The organism is Rhodococcus sp. KRD175, from assembly GCF_017168275.1.
GTDB classification, from domain to species: Bacteria; Actinomycetota; Actinomycetes; order Mycobacteriales; family Mycobacteriaceae; genus Rhodococcoides; species Rhodococcoides fascians.
This window is the reverse complement of the sequence record NZ_JABFAQ010000001.1, coordinates 1-16573: the sequence shown is the minus strand read 5'-3', so window position 1 is coordinate 16573 and position 16573 is coordinate 1. Positions and strand designations below refer to the sequence as shown.

Annotated in this window: 17 protein-coding genes and 1 pseudogene; 7 read left to right on the top strand and 11 right to left on the bottom strand. The window is 64.6% G+C overall.

Going from position 1 to position 16573, the window contains the following annotated elements; translation table 11 throughout:
- Positions 1-12 precede the first annotated feature (12 nt).
- From J1M81_RS00090 to J1M81_RS00075, 4 genes are all read right to left on the bottom strand, one after another.
- Positions 13-897, bottom strand: a complete 885-nt coding sequence (locus tag J1M81_RS00090; protein ID WP_206497418.1) for a pirin family protein — start codon at positions 895-897, stop codon at positions 13-15.
- On the bottom strand, positions 897-1352 hold the full coding sequence (locus J1M81_RS00085) for a MarR family winged helix-turn-helix transcriptional regulator (protein WP_032401015.1): 456 nt from the start codon (positions 1350-1352) through the stop codon (positions 897-899). The genes J1M81_RS00090 and J1M81_RS00085 overlap by 1 nt, the downstream gene beginning before the upstream one ends.
- Positions 1342-2451, bottom strand: a complete 1110-nt coding sequence (locus J1M81_RS00080; protein WP_032401016.1) for an LLM class flavin-dependent oxidoreductase — start codon at positions 2449-2451, stop codon at positions 1342-1344. The genes J1M81_RS00085 and J1M81_RS00080 overlap by 11 nt, the downstream gene beginning before the upstream one ends.
- A gap of 88 nt (positions 2452-2539) precedes the next feature.
- Positions 2540-2914 (bottom strand): hypothetical protein, encoded by a 375-nt coding sequence (locus J1M81_RS00075; protein WP_206497417.1) that lies wholly within the window; start codon positions 2912-2914, stop codon positions 2540-2542.
- A 336-nt stretch (positions 2915-3250) separates the two neighbouring features.
- On the opposite strand from J1M81_RS00075, the gene J1M81_RS00070 reads away from it, so the two are divergent.
- Positions 3251-3631, top strand: a complete 381-nt coding sequence (locus tag J1M81_RS00070; protein WP_206497416.1) for a hypothetical protein — start codon at positions 3251-3253, stop codon at positions 3629-3631.
- Here J1M81_RS00070 and zapE read toward each other — a convergent pair.
- Positions 3584-4501 (bottom strand): cell division protein ZapE, encoded by a 918-nt coding sequence (gene zapE, locus J1M81_RS00065; RefSeq protein WP_206497415.1) that lies wholly within the window; start codon positions 4499-4501, stop codon positions 3584-3586. The two genes, J1M81_RS00070 and zapE, sit on opposite strands and share 48 nt — an antisense overlap.
- Before the next feature lie 60 nt (positions 4502-4561).
- Between zapE and J1M81_RS00060 the strand changes: the two genes are divergently transcribed.
- The gene (locus tag J1M81_RS00060) at positions 4562-5095 is read left to right on the top strand and encodes a TetR/AcrR family transcriptional regulator (RefSeq protein ID WP_287454214.1); all 534 of its coding nucleotides are present in this window, start codon (positions 4562-4564) and stop codon (positions 5093-5095) included.
- Here J1M81_RS00060 and J1M81_RS00055 read toward each other — a convergent pair.
- Positions 5083-5970 (bottom strand): oxidoreductase, encoded by an 888-nt coding sequence (locus J1M81_RS00055; protein ID WP_206497413.1) that lies wholly within the window; start codon positions 5968-5970, stop codon positions 5083-5085. The two genes, J1M81_RS00060 and J1M81_RS00055, sit on opposite strands and share 13 nt — an antisense overlap.
- A 35-nt stretch (positions 5971-6005) precedes the next feature.
- Here J1M81_RS00055 and J1M81_RS00050 point away from each other — a divergent pair, with 35 nt between their 5' ends.
- On the top strand, positions 6006-6203 hold the full coding sequence (locus J1M81_RS00050) for a DNA-binding protein (protein ID WP_032372550.1): 198 nt from the start codon (positions 6006-6008) through the stop codon (positions 6201-6203).
- 4 nt (positions 6204-6207) lie between these two features.
- Here the strand turns inward: J1M81_RS00050 and J1M81_RS00045 are convergent, their stop codons facing one another.
- Together J1M81_RS00045 and J1M81_RS00040 are read right to left on the bottom strand one after the other, a co-directional pair.
- The gene (locus tag J1M81_RS00045) at positions 6208-7014 is read right to left on the bottom strand and encodes a pentapeptide repeat-containing protein (protein ID WP_032372549.1); all 807 of its coding nucleotides are present in this window, start codon (positions 7012-7014) and stop codon (positions 6208-6210) included.
- 46 nt (positions 7015-7060) lie between these two features.
- On the bottom strand, positions 7061-7444 hold the full coding sequence (locus J1M81_RS00040; protein WP_027495226.1) for an MmcQ/YjbR family DNA-binding protein: 384 nt from the start codon (positions 7442-7444) through the stop codon (positions 7061-7063).
- 81 nt (positions 7445-7525) lie between these two features.
- Here J1M81_RS00040 and J1M81_RS00035 point away from each other — a divergent pair, with 81 nt between their 5' ends.
- The 4 genes from J1M81_RS00035 to J1M81_RS00020 all read left to right on the top strand — a co-directional run bounded on the left by J1M81_RS00035 (position 7526) and on the right by J1M81_RS00020 (position 13480).
- Complete coding sequence (locus J1M81_RS00035) at positions 7526-8287, top strand: putative protein N(5)-glutamine methyltransferase (protein ID WP_032372548.1); 762 nt, start codon at positions 7526-7528, stop codon at positions 8285-8287.
- A gap of 127 nt (positions 8288-8414) precedes the next feature.
- Positions 8415-9116, top strand: coding sequence for a type 1 glutamine amidotransferase domain-containing protein (locus J1M81_RS00030; protein ID WP_027495228.1), 702 nt, complete (start codon positions 8415-8417; stop codon positions 9114-9116).
- 108 nt (positions 9117-9224) lie between these two features.
- Complete coding sequence (lon, locus tag J1M81_RS00025; RefSeq protein WP_032372547.1) at positions 9225-11540, top strand: endopeptidase La; 2316 nt, start codon at positions 9225-9227, stop codon at positions 11538-11540.
- Between the two features lie 65 nt (positions 11541-11605).
- Positions 11606-13480: an ABC transporter ATP-binding protein gene (locus tag J1M81_RS00020; RefSeq protein WP_032372546.1), complete on the top strand. Its 1875-nt coding sequence runs from the start codon at positions 11606-11608 to the stop codon at positions 13478-13480.
- Positions 13481-13617: 137 nt separating this feature from the next.
- On the opposite strand, the gene J1M81_RS00015 is transcribed toward J1M81_RS00020, so the two are convergent.
- The 3 genes and pseudogenes from J1M81_RS00015 to J1M81_RS00005 all read right to left on the bottom strand — a co-directional run.
- On the bottom strand, positions 13618-14613 hold the full coding sequence (locus tag J1M81_RS00015) for an iron-siderophore ABC transporter substrate-binding protein (RefSeq protein ID WP_032372545.1): 996 nt from the start codon (positions 14611-14613) through the stop codon (positions 13618-13620).
- 83 nt (positions 14614-14696) lie between these two features.
- Positions 14697-15911: a lipase family protein gene (locus J1M81_RS00010; RefSeq protein WP_027495232.1), complete on the bottom strand. Its 1215-nt coding sequence runs from the start codon at positions 15909-15911 to the stop codon at positions 14697-14699.
- A gap of 231 nt (positions 15912-16142) precedes the next feature.
- A pseudogene (locus tag J1M81_RS00005) lies at positions 16143-16573 on the bottom strand (ATP-dependent DNA ligase); the annotation flags it as partial.

The window sequence follows — 16573 nt, the reverse complement described above, 5'->3', positions numbered from 1 at the left end:
GCATGTTCCGGATCAGCCGCGGGGTCTCATCCGCGCGTTGGGTAGTTCCGGTGCGTGCAACCTGGGCCCGGGGTAGCCCTCCACGGTGCCGAACTGACCGTTCTCGGCCTCGTACGCGGCCCGATACTCCACCACGTCCTCGTGGCTGCGGCCGACGAAGTTCCACCACATGACTATCTGTTCACCGAACGGCGGACCGCCCAACAGGAGGAATCGAACCGGTTCGCGGGCGGGATTGTGGAGCTGCATCGACCGGTGCCCGGGTTCGAGGTAGCCGAGTTCGGCTGCGCCCAGATCGGTCTCGTTCAGCGTCACCGATCCCTGGTCGACGACAACTCCGTGTTCGTAGGACTCGTCGATCTCGACGCTGACCCGCGCCCCGGCGTCGAGCACGATCTCCGCTCCGAGCAGTGGCGTGTACGTCGACACCGGCGAGGTCTCGCCCAGAAGCGATCCGAGAAACACCCGAGCGGTCAGGCCGGGCCGGGTGATCGACTCGGGAACGTAGTGCTCGAAAGTCGGTGCAACGAAACGAGATACGGCGGGCAGTGCCACCCACAGCTGCATCCCGTGCAGGATGTCGGTGTCGGGTGTCGACACCTCGGAGTGGCTGATGCCCTGCCCGGCCGTCATCAGGTTGAGCTCCCCGGGCCGCACCATCGCATGAGATCCGACGCTGTCGCGATGTTCGATCTCACCGGAGAACAGCCAGCTGACGGTCTGTAGGCCGGTGTGCGGGTGCGGTGCGACGTCCATGCGCGAGTGCACGGGCCCGTAGTGGTCTGCGAAACACCATGCGCCGATGAGGGATCGGTCCTTGTGCGGCAGGGTGCGGCGCACCTTCATGGCACGAGGGCCGCCGAGTGGAACCTCGCGTGGGGTGAGGACCTGGATCATCAGTGCTCCCGGATGTCGGTCTGGGCGAGTCTGAGCTTGGTGCACAGACTGTCGAGTGTCCTGAGCTCGTCGGTGTTCAATGCATCGCCGACGTAGCGCCTGATGCGGGCGGCGTGTTTGCGTCCGATCGAGGCCTGCAGGTCTGATCCCGCGTCCGTCAGGCAGATCACGGTCCCGCGTTTGTCCGACGGATCCTGCTCTCGGACAACGTAACCCATCGCTTCGAGCCGGTCGCACATCCGGCTCAGCGACGGTTGGCTGAGCAGGATCTCGTCGTTGAGCCGACGCAGTCGGAGTCTGCGGTCCGGGCTGGTGCTCAGGGTGAACAGCACGTCGTATTCGCGCATGCCGATCGGATCCCAGATGTCGTCGGCGGCGAACCGGCGCATCAGGGAAACCTGGGAGCGAAACAGCGACTCCCAGGCGTTCACCGCCACCTCCGTGTCAGACGGCAACTGCTGGTTCCTTCGCAGCGCCCGCGGCCTTTTCTGCCAGCATCGAGGCGTGAGTCGGAGGATTCTCCGGAACGCCGGCCGGGCGTCGGGCAGCGAATTCCTTGCGCAATACCGGTACGACGTCCTCGCCCAGGATGTCGAGTTGTTCGAGCACTGTCTTCAGCGGCAGGCCGGCGTGGTCCATCAGGAACAGCTGACGCTGGTAATCGCCGAAGTAGTCTGCGAATGCGAGCGTCTTCTCGATGACCTGCTGCGGAGATCCGACGGTCAGCGGGGTCTGCTCGGTGAACTCCTCCATCGTGGGGCCGTGGCCGTAGACGGGTGCGTTGTCGAAGTACGGTCGGAATTCGTTCACCGCGTCCTGGCTGTTCTTGCGCATGAACACCTGACCGCCGAGACCGACGATGGCCTGGTCGGCGCGGCCGTGGCCGTAGTGCTCGTAGCGCTCCCGGTAGAGATCGATGAGCTGGATGTAGTGCTCTTTCGGCCAGAAGATGTTGTTCGCGAAGAAGCCGTCACCGTGGTAGGCGGCGATTTCTGCGATCTCCGGGCTGCGGATCGACCCGTGCCAGACGAACGGCGCGATGTCGTCGAGCGGACGAGGAGTGGACGTGAACCGGTCGAGTGGCGTCCGGAAGTTTCCCTCCCACGTGACGACGTCCTCGGTCCACAGGCGTCGCAGCAGCTGGTAGTTCTCCAGAGCCAATGGGATGCCCTGACGGATGTCCTGTCCGAACCACGGGTAGACCGGGCCGGTGTTGCCGCGACCCATGATGAGGTCGACGCGTCCCTCGGACAGATGCTGGAGCATCGCGTAGTCCTCGGCGATCTTGACCGGGTCGTTCGTCGTGATCAGCGTCGTCGACGTCGACAGGATCAACTTCTCGGTGGTGGCCGCGATGTAGCCGAGCATGGTCGTCGGTGACGAGGGTACGAACGGCGGATTGTGATGCTCGCCGGTCGCGAAAACATCCAGACCAACGTCCTCGGCATGCTTGGCGATGGTGACCATCGATCGAATGCGCTCGTGCTCGGAGGGCGTAGTCCCGGTGGTGGGGTCGGTGGTGACATCTCCGACGGTGAAGATTCCGAACTGCATGGCGTGCTCCTACCCGAACGACAAGTTCATGCGTTTGCATTGACTATGCCGTACAACCGGGGTGCGGTCCGGGTTATTTCCGCGGCGGTCACTGCACGAGAGACGCGGTTCCGGTGAGCAACCGCACGTCGTACGACTCGGTCGGGCCGTGCTGCTCGGTGGTTCCGCCGTGCACGGTGTACAGCACTGCGTACGAGGTGAACGTGACGTCCTGGCCGTCGTCCGTATCGATGTTGACGCGGGGCAGAACGACGAGCAGGTGGGTCCGGTTACCGTCCGAGAGGGTCTCGACGACGGTCCGCACCTCGAATCCCATATCGGATCGGGTGACGTCGGTGGATTCCAGCGTCTCTCCACTGAGGACGAGCTGCGCCGCCCACACTCCGGCGGAGCGATGGGCGTCGACGGTTCCGGTGAGGTCGTCACCGCTGAAGTCGTAGTGGTTCGCTGCTGTGAAAGGCATGGTCACAGGCTATGCCTCGGTCGGTGAAAAAACTTCGAAAGAATTTCCCATCCGCTACCCATCCACCCGGCGACGGGCCCCGAATGGACAATGAGACACCCGCTACTGCTGTCGCCCCCGACCGCCGTCAGTAGTGGGTGTCTCCCTTTGTGTTGCGTGGGTTTGTCGCATGGGTTTCAACGACACCGGTGACAGAGTCCCCTACCCCCTTGCTCCCCAGGAGCACGAAGCTGTGATGACCAAACTGCGTGCTGCGCGACCGTAGGCCCGTATTCGAGTTCGTTGGATGCACCGACGTGCCGCAGTTCGAATCGAGCGCGCGTCTAGGATTCGGAGATGCCGGCATCCAAGACCGAACTGTCCGCCGAACTTCGAGCGCTGCTGGGGCGAGACCGTCGTGATCTTGCTGCGGCACTGCTCACCTCCGCCTTCACGCCGGTCCTGGACGACATGTATCCGTGGGTGACCGGATCTCGGCTGGTTGAGGCGCTCGCCCGAGACGCCGGAATCCGAGTCAGTAACTGGTCGTGGAGCATCGGCCGCAATCCCGACGCCACTCTCGCGCGGCTGATTCTCGAGCTCGTTCTGCTGTGGGAAGGAGCCGGCCTGGCGTGCCGTGGGCTCGCGCTCGACGGTAACGAGGTCGTTCTCCTCGCTCGCGGTGAAGAGCTACTGCGAGCCGGGGATCCTGACTCTGTCCGCCGCGCACTCGCGTGACCGGGAGCCCAGTTCGCTCAGTCGACTGATCAATCTGTCGGTATCGAGTCCGGTGCATCCGACGGCGAATTCGGTCAGCGGCACCACGCTGTGGAATTCGGTACGCACATCGAGGTCGTACAGAACATCGACCAGATTCGCGAAGCGCTGAGCCGCGAACTCGTCCACGCTCGCGAGAGCCGGAATGTCGGTGATCGTCAGCTGCGTAGCGGTCTGGGCCATCTGAAGGTAGTCACCCGTGGAACGGGCAGCACAACACAGCTCGGCAAACGTCCGACCACCCGAGACGGGCTCCACGGTCCATGTCCCCGAGGCGAAGCGCGATCCACTGGCACCGGCGGCGCGGTAATCGACGGGGCCGTCGACACGGACCACGTCGAGGCACTGCTTCAGCTTCTCGATGGTCGGGGCGAACGTCGGGTGGAACAGCGGATTCGGCAGCAAATCGTCGGGCGCGTAGTTCGAGGTGACGACCAGGACGACGCCACGAGCGAAGAGTGCGTCGAGCATGCGCGTGATGAGGCGGGCGTCTCCGATGTCGTGGACGTGAAATTCGTCGAAGCACAGCAGTGCCGCCGGAGCCGATCCTGTCGACAGGACATCGTCGATGGCTGCGTCGATGGAAAACCCGTGGCGAAAGTACGCCGCGTGGAGATCGCGGAAGAAGCTGTGGAAGTGCACGCGCTTCTTCGCAGAAGTGTCGGCCGCGGCGAAGTAGCTGTCCAGCAGCCAGGTCTTGCCACGCCCGACCGGTCCCCACAGGTAGACACCTCTGTCGCCGGGTGTCGACAGCGTGTCTGCCGCTGCGGCCTGGGCGTCGTCGAGCGTGAAGGCAGCGTCGAAGACGTGTCGCGATGCGGTCGGCCTCATGCCACGAACCGTACGCCCCGCGACTCTACATTTGTAGAGTGCGTGTGTAGGGTCACTGCTGTGGACCGCCGCACCGCCATCGCCGACGCTGCGCTCGGCGTCATCGCCCGAGACGGCTTGCGCGTGTTGACGCACCGGTCGATCGATTCGGCGCTGGACTTTCCGGCAGGCTCGACGTCCTACTACTTCCGCACCAAGCCTGATCTGCTCGCCGCTGTGGCTACCCGCCTGATCGAGCTCTCGCGGGCATCGTTTCTGGAGATCGTCGGAACCGAAACCGATGTTGCGACGGTGATCGCACGCTATCTCGACGCTGCGATCACCCATCGCATGGTCGAACTCCGGGCCCGCTACGCGCTGATGCTCGATCCTGCGGTCCCGGCCGACATCAGGGCCGACTTGGCCCGTTCGTTCTTCTCACTCGAACGGGCCAGAGAACTGTTCGACGAGCCAGCGCACGGAGACGGCTTGGTCTCGCTGTGCGAAGGACTGATGGCCGACGCGATATTCGGCCGTGGAACCGCGAAAGATGTTGCGGAACTACGACTTCCGATATCGATCTATCTCGCCGGGATTCCGTCTCAGAACGGGTAGCCGACTCCGGTGAGCTTCTCGCTGGCGTCCCACAGCTGGGCCGCGAGTGCGGGATCCTGAGCCATCTTGGTCATGCTCGCCGGGCCCGGCTTGCCGCGGGACTCGAACAGAGATGTGGGACCGCTGTAGGTGCCGCCGCCTGCGACGTCGACTGCATAGAGTGTGGGAAGCGCTCCGGCGCGGGCAGATTGAGAGATGAACTTCAGTCCGATGGGTGCCAGGGTCGCCAGGATCTTGTTGCTGCCCAGACCATCCGGGCTCGAGTAGAGCTCGGTCGACGAGATGCCGGGGTGTGCAGCATTGCTGGTGACCTTGGATCCGGCCTTGTCGATCCGACGCTGCAGTTCCAGCGCGAACAGGATGTTCGCGAGCTTGGAGTTCGCGTATCCGCGTTGCGCGTTGTAGCCACGCTCGAGCTGGAGGTCGTCGAAGTCGAGCTTGGGGCGCTGACGGTGCGCGACCGAGGCGACGCTCGTGATCTTCGCGTCGGCGGCGAGCTTGGGGAACAGCAACCCGGTCAGCGCGAAGTGGCCGAGATGGTTGGTGCCGATCTGGAGCTCGAACCCATCCTTCGTTTCGGTTCGCTTCGCCGGCATCATGACGCCCGCATTGTTGATCAGAATGTCGATCGATTCGGGAGCCGACTCGGCGTACTTGCGGACCGAACCGAGATCGGCCAGGTCGAGGGTGGCCGTGTCGACAGTTCCGTTCGGGGCCTCCGCGCGGATCTTCGCCGCTGCGGCGTCGGCCTTGTCCTGGTTGCGGCAGGCGAGCGTCACGTGATCGCCGCGCTTGGCCAGCTCCAAAGCTGTGTAGTAGCCGATACCGGTATTCGCTCCGGTGATGACAACGCGTTTCTGCTTGGTTTCGGGCACGGCAACAGGCTACCGGTCTGTTTTAGAATGCGCCGGTGAGTACAGCAGAACCCCTTTTTCCGACAGGGATCGGAAACCCCGCGATGCGGGCATTGCGAGCTGCGGGATATACCTGTCTCGACGACCTGGCCGGGGTGCCCGCTGCTGAGCTCGCGTCACTGCACGGAGTCGGACCGAAGGCAGTGAGGATCGTTCAGGAAGCGCTCGAGCGCACCGGCAGGTCACTGAGCTGAACGGTCACGTCCAATGTCCGGGACGGGTCAACGCCTCGGGTAGCTGTGTCGATCTGTCACCGAGCGCCGCATTGATCTGGAATTGCGTCGCGAAGATCGTCTCGCGCAGATTCGCACCGCGGAGATCGGCACCGCGAAAATCGGCCCCGATCAGGTCGGCCCAGCGCAAGTCGGCACCGCGCAGATTCGCCCCGATCAGGTACGTGCCCCGCAAGCTCGCACCGCGGAGGTCCGCACCGGCCAGCTTGGCCCCGATCATGTCGCGTCCGCGGTAGTTCTTCTTCTTGCCCGACACCTCTGCGCGCACCAGATCGCTTGCATCGAGCAGCGCCTCGTTGACCCGCGAGCGCACTGCGAAGACGTCGACCGACAACAGGACCTCGGGAGTCTCCGACGTGAGAGCGTCCAGCTCCTCGTACTCGTGGGTAAGCCGGCTGTGCAGGGATGCGGTCGATGTCCGGCCACGTGCATCTGCCAGGTACCAGAGCAACTCGTGCAGATCCCGCATGATCGGGAACACCGCGAACATCTCCGACGAGTTCGACGGCGTTTCTCGCCAGTCCCGTCCCGCGAACGTCGATTGCGACACTTTCTGCCCAGCACCGAAACAGTCGTACACCGTGCATCCGGGAAAGCCCTTCTCCCGAAGCGACGAGTGGATGCCGCAGCGCGAGTCCTTCTGAAGGTTGCGGCACGGTTCCCCGGCGGCTTTGTCGACGGCGAAATCCGACGACTTGGCGAAGGGCAGAGCAACGCAACAGAGTCCGAAGCAGCTGCCGCAATCGGCGAGCAGATTCTCGGGTGGGCTCATGTGTTCACTCTGTCCTTCGGGCAGCCGCAGCGTCAAACGAGAATCGTCACTCCGGACGTCGGAGGAGTGCGACGAGCTTCTTCGGGGCCCGGGTGCAGTAGCTCTCCGTGATCAGCTCGCCGAGTTCCGTTCGATCCACCGACTCGTCGAGCAGCATGCCGATGATCTCGGGTCCCCAGCCGGGGGCGAAGAAGCCGTCCTGCCTCGACAATGCGTCGAGTTCTATTCCTCGGGAACGGAATACGAGGACGTGAGCCGGTCCGTCGGTCCCCGCTGCTGTTGCGAATGCCGGAGGAGTGCCGTCGACAATGTCGAGGACGTGGGCGAAGGTGCGGCCACGTACCCGCCATCGGGTACCGACCCACGCCTGCTCCTCGTAGGTCTCGGGCAACGCCAGACACATCTGTCGGACCTCGGGTTCCCAGTTCATTCGACTCCCTGTGACACATGCCGGGCTACAGTATTTCAGCGCGGGGCAGTTGGGCGCAGGCACTTGGAGGAGGCTCCATCCATGGTGAGACCCGAGTACGACGAGGTCGTGTCCGGTCTGCGCGGGGCCGGCTGCGTGTTCGCGGAAGAAGAAGCCGACATTCTGGTCGAATCCGCATCGGACAGCGACGATCTCGCCGCCCTGCTCGCTCGCCGTATCGCCGGGGAACCGCTCGAACACATCGTCGGCTGGGTGTGGTTCTGTGGTCGACGCGTCGCCGTCGAACCGGGGGTATTCGTACCCCGTCGGAGAACTGAATTCCTGGTGAATTGCGCTGCAGCACTGCAGCCGTCGCGATTATTGGACATGTGCTGCGGATCAGGTGCGGTAGGACTGTCGGTCGGTGGCGTCACCGAATTACATGCCGCCGATCTCGACGCGGCGGCCGTGGAATGCGCCACGCGCAACCTGGCTGCCGTCGGGGGTACGGTGCACCGCGGCGATCTGTACGACGCCTTGCCGCCGGAGTTGCTCGGATCCTTCGATGCGATAGTGGTCAACGCGCCGTACGTCCCGACGGCCCACATCGAACTGATGCCGCGAGAAGCGCGATTGCACGAGCCGCGGATCGCGCTCGACGGCGGCGAAGACGGTGCCCGATTCCACCGTCTCGTGGCCGAGGGGGCACCTGCATGGTTGTCCCCCGGCGGTCACTTGCTGATCGAAAGCAGTGCTGCACTGGCTGATTCGACTCTGCGGGCAGTGCGCGACTGCGGATTCCACGCGCGGGTGAGCGCATCGGACGAATTCGACGCGGTGGTCGTGATCGCTTCGCGTACGTGACGAGACGAGTGCCACACCGCCGGTTTCGGCGGCGCGTTTCGGCGGTGCGTTTCGGCGGTGCGTTTCGACCGAGGCGTTTCGTGGCATACCCCAACGGATCCCGATAGAGAAAAGAGGCTGTTCGACCATGACTACTTTGCTGTTCGCGGTAACCGCTGCCGACCATTGGACCCTGAACGACGGAAGCAAGCACCCCACCGGGTACTGGGCCGAGGAGCTCGTCGAGTCCCATCGCACATTCGTCGAGGCCGGGTGGGACATCACGGTGGCGACGCCGGGTGGCAAGGCTCCGGTCGTCGACGAGGGCAGCCTGGCCGTCGACGCGAACGGTGGCGACGAGCAGAAGGTGGCGGACCAGAAGAGCTACCTGGCCTCGATCGAGTCGATCCTGTCCTCGCCCGCGAAGCTGGAAGACCAGAAGGCCTCCGACTTCGACGTCGTGTTCGTCCCCGGTGGCCACGGGCCCATGGAGGACCTCGCCGTCTCGACGAGCTTCGGTGCCCTCGTGGTCGACTTCCTCGATGCGAACAAGGTGGTCTCGGCGGTGTGCCACGCACCGGCGGCCCTGCTGCCTGCCGTCCGTACCGACGGCTCCTGGGCTTTCGACGGGTACGAGCTCACCGGCTTCACCGACGAGGAAGAGACCCAGGCCGGGCTCGCAGACAAGGCCCCATGGCTCCTCGAGACCCGGCTGCGCGAGAACGGCGCCAAGTTCGAGAACGCCGACGCCTGGTCGCCACATGTGGTCGTCGACCGCAACCTCTACACGGGCCAGAACCCCGCATCGACGCGTCCTCTCGCGGAGAAGCTGGTCAGCGCCCTGAAGTAGGACGCCGTGGACGGTCGGTGTTCTGCCCACGGAGAACATCGACCGCTCGGGGAACATCACTACTCCTTTCGAAGTTGAGCCCCTATAGCTCAACCCTTTGGAGGAGAAGTGACCGAAACCGTTCGTGTCCCCGTACTGTTCCTGACCGACCCGATCGTCCTGCCCGGAATGGTGGTGCCCGTCGAACTCGACGAGGCCGCACGCGCCGCCGTCGACGCAGCGAAGGCAAGCAACGACGGCACGCTGCTCGTCGCTCCCCGACTCGAAGATCGGTACGCCGCTTATGGCGTTCTCGCCACCATCGTGCAGATGGGACGGTTGGCCGACGGTCGCCCGGCCGCCGTCATCAAGGCAACTCGTCGTGCGCACATCGGCCACGGGGTCAGTGGCCCCGGGGCGGCCCTGTGGGTCGAGGCCGAGCCCGTCGCCGATACAACCCCGAACGACGACCTCAAAGCGCTTGCAGCCGAATACAAGCAACTCGTCGTGGCGATGCTGCAACGCCGCGACGCGTGGCAGGTGATCGACTCGGTCAACAAGCTCACCGACCCCGGCGCGATCGCCGATACCGCGGGCTACGCGTCGTACCTGACTGACGTCCAGAAGCGGGATCTGCTCGAAACACCTGACGTGGCAACGCGTCTGACATCGCTGATCGAGTGGACCAAGGCTCACTTGGCCGAGGTCGAGGTCAACGACAAGATTTCCGGTGACGTCCGAGAGGGCATGGAGAAGACACAGAAGGAGTTCCTCCTGCGTCAGCAGCTCGCCGCTATCCGAAAAGAACTGGGCGAGGACGAACCCGACGGTGCGGACGACTACCGCGGCCGCGTGGAGGCTGCGGACCTGCCAGAGAAGGTGCGCGAACAAGCGCTCCGTGAAGTGGGCAAGTTGGAGCGGGCCAGTGATCAGAGCCCCGAGTCGGGGTGGATTCGCACCTGGCTCGACACCGTGCTGGACCTGCCGTGGAACAACACCACGACCGACAACACCGACATCGATTCGGCGCGAGCCGTTCTCGATGCCGACCACCACGGCCTCGACGACGTGAAGGACCGCATCGTCGAATATCTGGCCGTTCGCGCACGGCGCTCCGAGCGGGGTATGCAGTCCGTCGGCGGACGCGGCTCCGGTGCAGTCATGGTGCTCGCCGGACCTCCCGGTGTCGGTAAGACCTCGTTGGGCGAATCGGTGGCCCGCGCTCTCGGTCGTACCTTCGTCCGTGTTGCCCTCGGTGGGGTTCGCGACGAGGCCGAGATCCGCGGCCACCGTCGCACCTACGTCGGCGCATTGCCGGGCCGCATCGTGCGGGCGATCGGCGAGGCGGGATCGATGAATCCCGTTGTGCTGCTGGACGAGATCGACAAGGTAGGTTCGGACTACCGCGGTGATCCCAGCGCCGCACTGCTCGAGGTACTGGACCCGGCGCAGAACCACACGTTCCGCGACCATTACCTCGATCTGGATCTCGACCTGTCCGACGTCGTGTTCCTTGCCACCGCCAACGTGATCGATCAGATTCCCGGCCCACTGCTCGATCGCATGGAGCTGGTGACCATCGATGGATACACCGAGGACGACAAGGTCGTCATCGCTCGGAACTACCTGCTTCCGCGTCAGATGGAGAGGGCGGCAGTCACATCCGACGAGGTGACCGTCACCGACGCCGCACTGCGCAAGATCGCTGCCGACTACACCCGAGAGCCCGGGGTGCGGCAACTCGAACGCTTGCTGGCCAAGGCTCTACGTAAGGTGGCGACGAAACTTGCGGGCACCACGGACGCGCTCGAGATCGACGAGCCGGATCTGGTGACCTACCTCGGTCGTCCGCGCTTCACCCCCGAGGCGCACGAGCGAACCGAAGTACCGGGTGTCGCAACGGGTCTGGCGGTAACCGGGCTCGGCGGCGACGTGCTGTTCATCGAGGCGGCCTCCACCGAGGGCGACGCGGGCCTCACGCTCACCGGCCAGCTCGGCGACGTGATGAAGGAGTCGGCGCAGATCGCGCTGTCCTACGTGCGAGCGCACGCAGCTCGATTCGGCGTCACTGCCGAATCACTGGATCGCAGTATCCATGTGCACGTTCCGGCCGGGGCAGTGCCCAAGGACGGTCCTTCGGCGGGCGTGACGATGGTGACGGCCCTGGTGTCGATGGCCACCGGGCGTCCGGTGCGGTCGGACGTGGGAATGACCGGAGAGGTGACGCTCAACGGACGTGTGCTGCCGATCGGTGGAGTCAAGCAGAAGCTGTTGGCGGCTCAGCGCGCTGGGCTGAAGACGGTGTTCATTCCGGCACGCAACGAACCCGATCTGGACGACGTCCCTGCGGAGGTCCTGGAGGCGTTGGACGTTCGGCCGATGACCGACGTGGCCGACATCCTGGCGCTCGCGCTGGAACCGGCGGAAGCTGCCGCGGCCGCGTGAGGTGACGGCGACCGTTCTCGGGCTCTGCTTGACCTCGAGTTCGGTCGAGGTTCTACGTTGGTGTCATGAGCATGGAGATGACCGCGTGGAACCAGATGTATCGCACGATGAACAGCTCCGGCGCGCAGTCTTCGTTCTCCAAGGAGACTGCGCGCCGGATCCTGTCGTTCGCAGCACCGCATCGACGCGCCCTCGGCGGCTTCCTGGTGCTCAGCGTCGCGCTGGCGGTGCTTGCGGTGGCAACTCCGGTATTGGCCGGGCGGGTGGTCAACGCGATCGTCGACGGGCGAGAGCTACGTGTGGTGGTGCTGCTGGCTCTGGCCATCGCGGTGATCGCCATCGTGGACGCAGGCTTCGGTCTGATCAACCGGTGGCTCTCGTCCAACATCGGTGAGAGTCTGATTCTGGATCTGCGCACCGCAGTGTTCGACCATGTACAGCGGATGCCGATCGCCTTCTTCACCCGCACCCGAACCGGCGCTCTGGTCAGTCGCCTCAACAACGATGTCATCGGTGCCCAACGCGCATTCAGCACCACGTTGTCCGGAGTCGTCAGCAACGTGGTGACGCTGGCTCTGACGCTCGTGGTGATGATCGGAATCTCCTGGCAGATCACTCTGCTCGCGCTGATCCTGTTGCCGGTGTTCGTGCTGCCGGCCCGTCGCATGGGTCGACGGCTCGCACGTCTGCAACGTGAAGCGGCAGCACACAATTCGGCGATGAGCACCCAGATGACCGAGCGTTTCTCGGCGCCGGGAGCGACACTGGTCAAACTGTTCGGGCACCCCGACCAGGAATCCGTCGAGTTCGCGGTTCGAGCCGCCCGAGTCCGCGACATCGGAGTTCGGAGCGCGATGGTGCAGACCGTGTTCGTCACGGCGCTCACCCTGGTGTCGGCTCTGGCCCTCGCCGTGGTCTACGGACTCGGCGGCTTCTACGCACTCAGTGGTCGACTGGACCCGGGTTCGGTTGTCGCACTGTCCCTTCTGCTGGCCAGGCTCTACGCGCCGCTGACCGCACTGGCGAGTGCCCGTGTCGAGGTCATGAGCGCGCTGGTCAGTTTCGAGCGAGTGTTCGAGGTGCTCGATCTCGTTCCTCTGATCGCCGACAAGCCGGACGCGACGGTGCTGCCCCCGGGGCCGGTGGCCGTCGAACTCGACGACGTCAGGTTCGCATACCCGTCGGCCGACAAAGTGTCGCTCGCGTCCCTGGAGGAGGTAGCAACTCTGGATTCCCGTGGCGGCGAAGAGGTTCTGCACGGTGTGTCGTTCCGGGCCGAACCCGGTCAGATGGTCGCCCTGGTGGGTACCTCCGGTGCGGGCAAGTCCACGATCGCGCAACTGATCGCTCGGTTGTACGACGTCGACAGCGGCGCAGTGCGGCTCGGCGATGTCGACGTGCGAGACCTGACCGCCGAATCCGTCCGCAACACAGTGGGAATGGTGACTCAGGACGGTCATCTGTTCCACGAAAGCATTCGCTCGAATCTGCTGCTGCCACGGCCCGACGCCACCGAGGACGAACTGTGGGACGCACTGTCGCGGGCCAGGCTCGCCGATCTCGTGCGTTCCTTGCCCGACGGGCTCGAGACAATCGTCGGCGAGCGCGGCTACCGCCTGTCCGGCGGGGAGCGTCAACGCCTGACGATCGCACGGCTGCTGATCGCGCAGCCACGGGTGGTGATACTCGACGAGGCCACGGCCTCACTGGATTCGACGTCCGAGGCCGCCGTGCAGGCAGCGCTGGCCGAGGCGCTCGAGGGCAAGACGTCGGTGGTGATCGCGCACCGGCTCTCGACCATCCGAGCAGCGGACGCCATCCTGGTGATCGAGAACGGACAGGTCATCGAGCGCGGAACACACGACGAGCTCCTCGCAGCGGGCGGCCGCTACGAGGAGCTGCATCGAACACAGTTCGCGCACACCGTGCCAGCGGAGTGACCTAGGAAAGCCGGGAGCGCAGCCTGCGGAGTGACCTAGGAAGGCCGGGAGCGCAGCCTGCGGAGTGAGCTATGAAGGCCGGGAGCGCAGCCTGCGGAGTGAGCTATGAAGGCCGGGAGCGCAGCCTGCGGAGTGACCTATGACATCGGATCTGGGACCACGGTGGCCGGGTCGTTGTCGGTTGCGGCGGCCAGCATCGGGGTGAATCCGTCGATTGCGTAGTCGAGGGACAGTGGGCTCGAGTAGCCGAGAGCCGACGGTAGGTCGGTGCTGAACGAGCCGATGTAGACGGTGCGGTCCTGCTTCACGACGTCGAGTGCGGCGATCAGCGGGTTTGCCTGCAGTTGTTCGCGGCTCTGTCCGGCGATGACGAGGACGTCGGTGTCGAGTCGGCTGAGGTTTTCGGGGCTGACCGTTTCGCTGGCGTCGGGGATCTCGAAGCCGAGGTCGGTGAAGAACAGCGCTCGGATGTCGTCCTTACCGAGAACGAAGTAGCTGCCGTCGTCCATGACGAACGCGAGTGTCAGTGCCTTGCCGGCGAACTGAGGGTTGTCGGTCTGGGTGGTCTCGAACTTCTGCTCGAGCTCGGCAGTTCGCTCGTCGGATTCCTGCTTCTTGCCCAGTGCCTCGCCGACCACGGCGAATTCCTGCTGCCACGTGGCCGCGGGGACGTCGTCGTATCCACCGATGTCTGCGATCGTCGGCGCCATCGCCGAAAGTTGGTCGTACTGGCCTTGATCGATGAACGAGTACGGTCCGAGGATCAGATCGGGTGACTGCGCTGCAATCTGCTCGAGGTTCAGGTCGGTGCTGCCGACCTCGGGGATCTCGGTGCCGCCCAATGCTTCCTGGGCCCACGGGCGTTGGCGGTAGTCGTAACTGAGATTTCCACGGGTGGCGACGGGCTTGACTCCGAGCGCCAGCGCGAAGTCCTGCTCGTTGAATCCGATGGTCACGACGCGGGAGGGTGCGGCGTCGATGACCGTCTCACCGAAGTGGTGCTCGATGGTGACGGGAAAGTTGGCACCGTTCTCGGAGTTACCTGAGGCAGTGGGTTCGTCGCTCGACGAACAGCCGACCGCCAGTGCCATGACTGCGGCACCGGCGGCGACTACGTGGACGGTCTTCTTCATGGGGACTCCTCGCGCGTGTGTTTGCGAGGTTAGCCTAACCGACCCATGCGCTCATCCAGCACGCACCGGGTCGGACAATACGGTCAGCAGTTGGAAACGGCGGGCACTCCGGCGAACCGCTGATCGATCCATTCCAGAGCCTGCGGCAGGCCGAGTACGGCGGCGGTCAGGTGATCGTTGCTGGGTACCTGGACCTCGGTGACGTTGACCCCGGCCCGGCAGTACCGGGCAATCGTGTTGTCGATCGAGCTGACCGGGATGAGCGCATCGGTGGGACTGTGCCACTCGAAGTACGGAGCTTTCGGCACACCGGGGTACATCTCGACGCTGTTCTCGTTGACGGCCGCGATCATCTCCGGGCTGTTCATCAGGTCCAACGTGCCCGCGACCTCCATCGCGCTCTTACCGGCTCCGGCGGCGATGATGTCGTTGGTGCATCCGTTCTGGATCTCGCTTTCGATCTGCTTGCCCAACGGGTTCAACTGGGAGCTGATCGGAATGCGAGTGGGGTACTCACGCTCGAGGCCGAGCGCAGCGGCGAAGGCGAGACCGAACACCGGGTGGGGTGCGAAACCGAGATCGCGAGCCATGCGCTCGAGGTTCATCGGAGCACCGCCCGCGGCGCTGCCGACGATGTTCAGCTCGGGCGCGTAGTCGTTCTGCAACGCTGCTGCCCACGCCGTCGCCATGCCGCCACCGGAGTATCCGGCCAACGCAACCGGGCTCTGCCGCAGCTGCAGCGGATCGAAACGCTGGGTGGCGCGGATGCTGTCGAGCACGATCTGTCCGCCGAGCTTGGCTGCACCGTAGGCACTGTTGGGGCCGAGGTGATCGGCGATGACAACCGTCCAGCCACGCTGCAGAACGGCGTTCAGCGCGGGTGCCTCGCGGATCGCCAGATTAGGATCGTTGGACCAGAGCGCTTGTGACGGTGCACATTCGAGACCGAGTGCGTTGATGATGTGTTGGTAAGACAGCACCGGCCCGTTGGGGGCTTTGTTGCGGGGGACCAGCACGGTGTTGATCGCCGCGATGGGATTACCCGCCGAATTCGTGGAGCGGAACTTCAGCTGCCACACGTCGACGTCGAAGAAGCCGGGAGGTGGCGGCATCGGCCGGCTGGAGATCACGTCCCCCGGTGCCATAGCGGCGAGGTCGGCGGGCGGAGCGTAGAAACCGTCCGATATCGGCGTCGGAAACAAGGGCGCCGCAGCGGCCTGACCTGGGCCGACAAGCGTCGAACAGAGAACGGCAACCGCCGTTATGCTGACAGCGCCTGCCAATTTGAGAACCCGCATCTGGTAAACCCCTCCATGCCTGAATCGAAACGGCGCGCGTCTCGACGATTCGGCAAGCCCCCGTAGAGCTGGCCCGCAACTCGATATAGCTATTGATCTGTGACTCGTTACGCCCCCCGGGCGACGATGAGCGCAACGGTACGCACCCAGCGATTCTATGGCAACCGAAGAACGGTCTTTCTGCCGGTTTCTGTGACTCGGCCAAATCCGCTGCTGGGCAGTTGGCGTCGGCTACTCGGGAACGACGTCCGTCGGCGACTTGTCCGGTCGCAATCCGCGCCAGCTCGGGTGGCGAAGATGGCCGGATTCTGTCGCCTCGTAGTACCGCACTTCTCCGACGAGAACCGGTTCCACCCAAACGGCACCGCGCCTGTCGGCCGTCGGAAGCGTCGTGGAGAAAGGACTCTCCGACGTTTCCAGCGGAGCCAGCGCTGCGGCCAGTGAATCGAGCGCGCGATCGTCGAAACCGGTGCCGACGCGACCGACGTAGCGAAGGCCGTCGCCGTCGGGGATTCCCATCAACAGCGAGCCGAATCCGCCGGAGCGACGTCCTTGGCCGCGTCGCCAACCGCCGATCACGACTTCTTGCGTGCGCCAGTTCTTGTACTTGATCCAGGTGTGGGCGCGCTTGCCCGGCTGGTAGATCGAATCGGTGCGCTTGG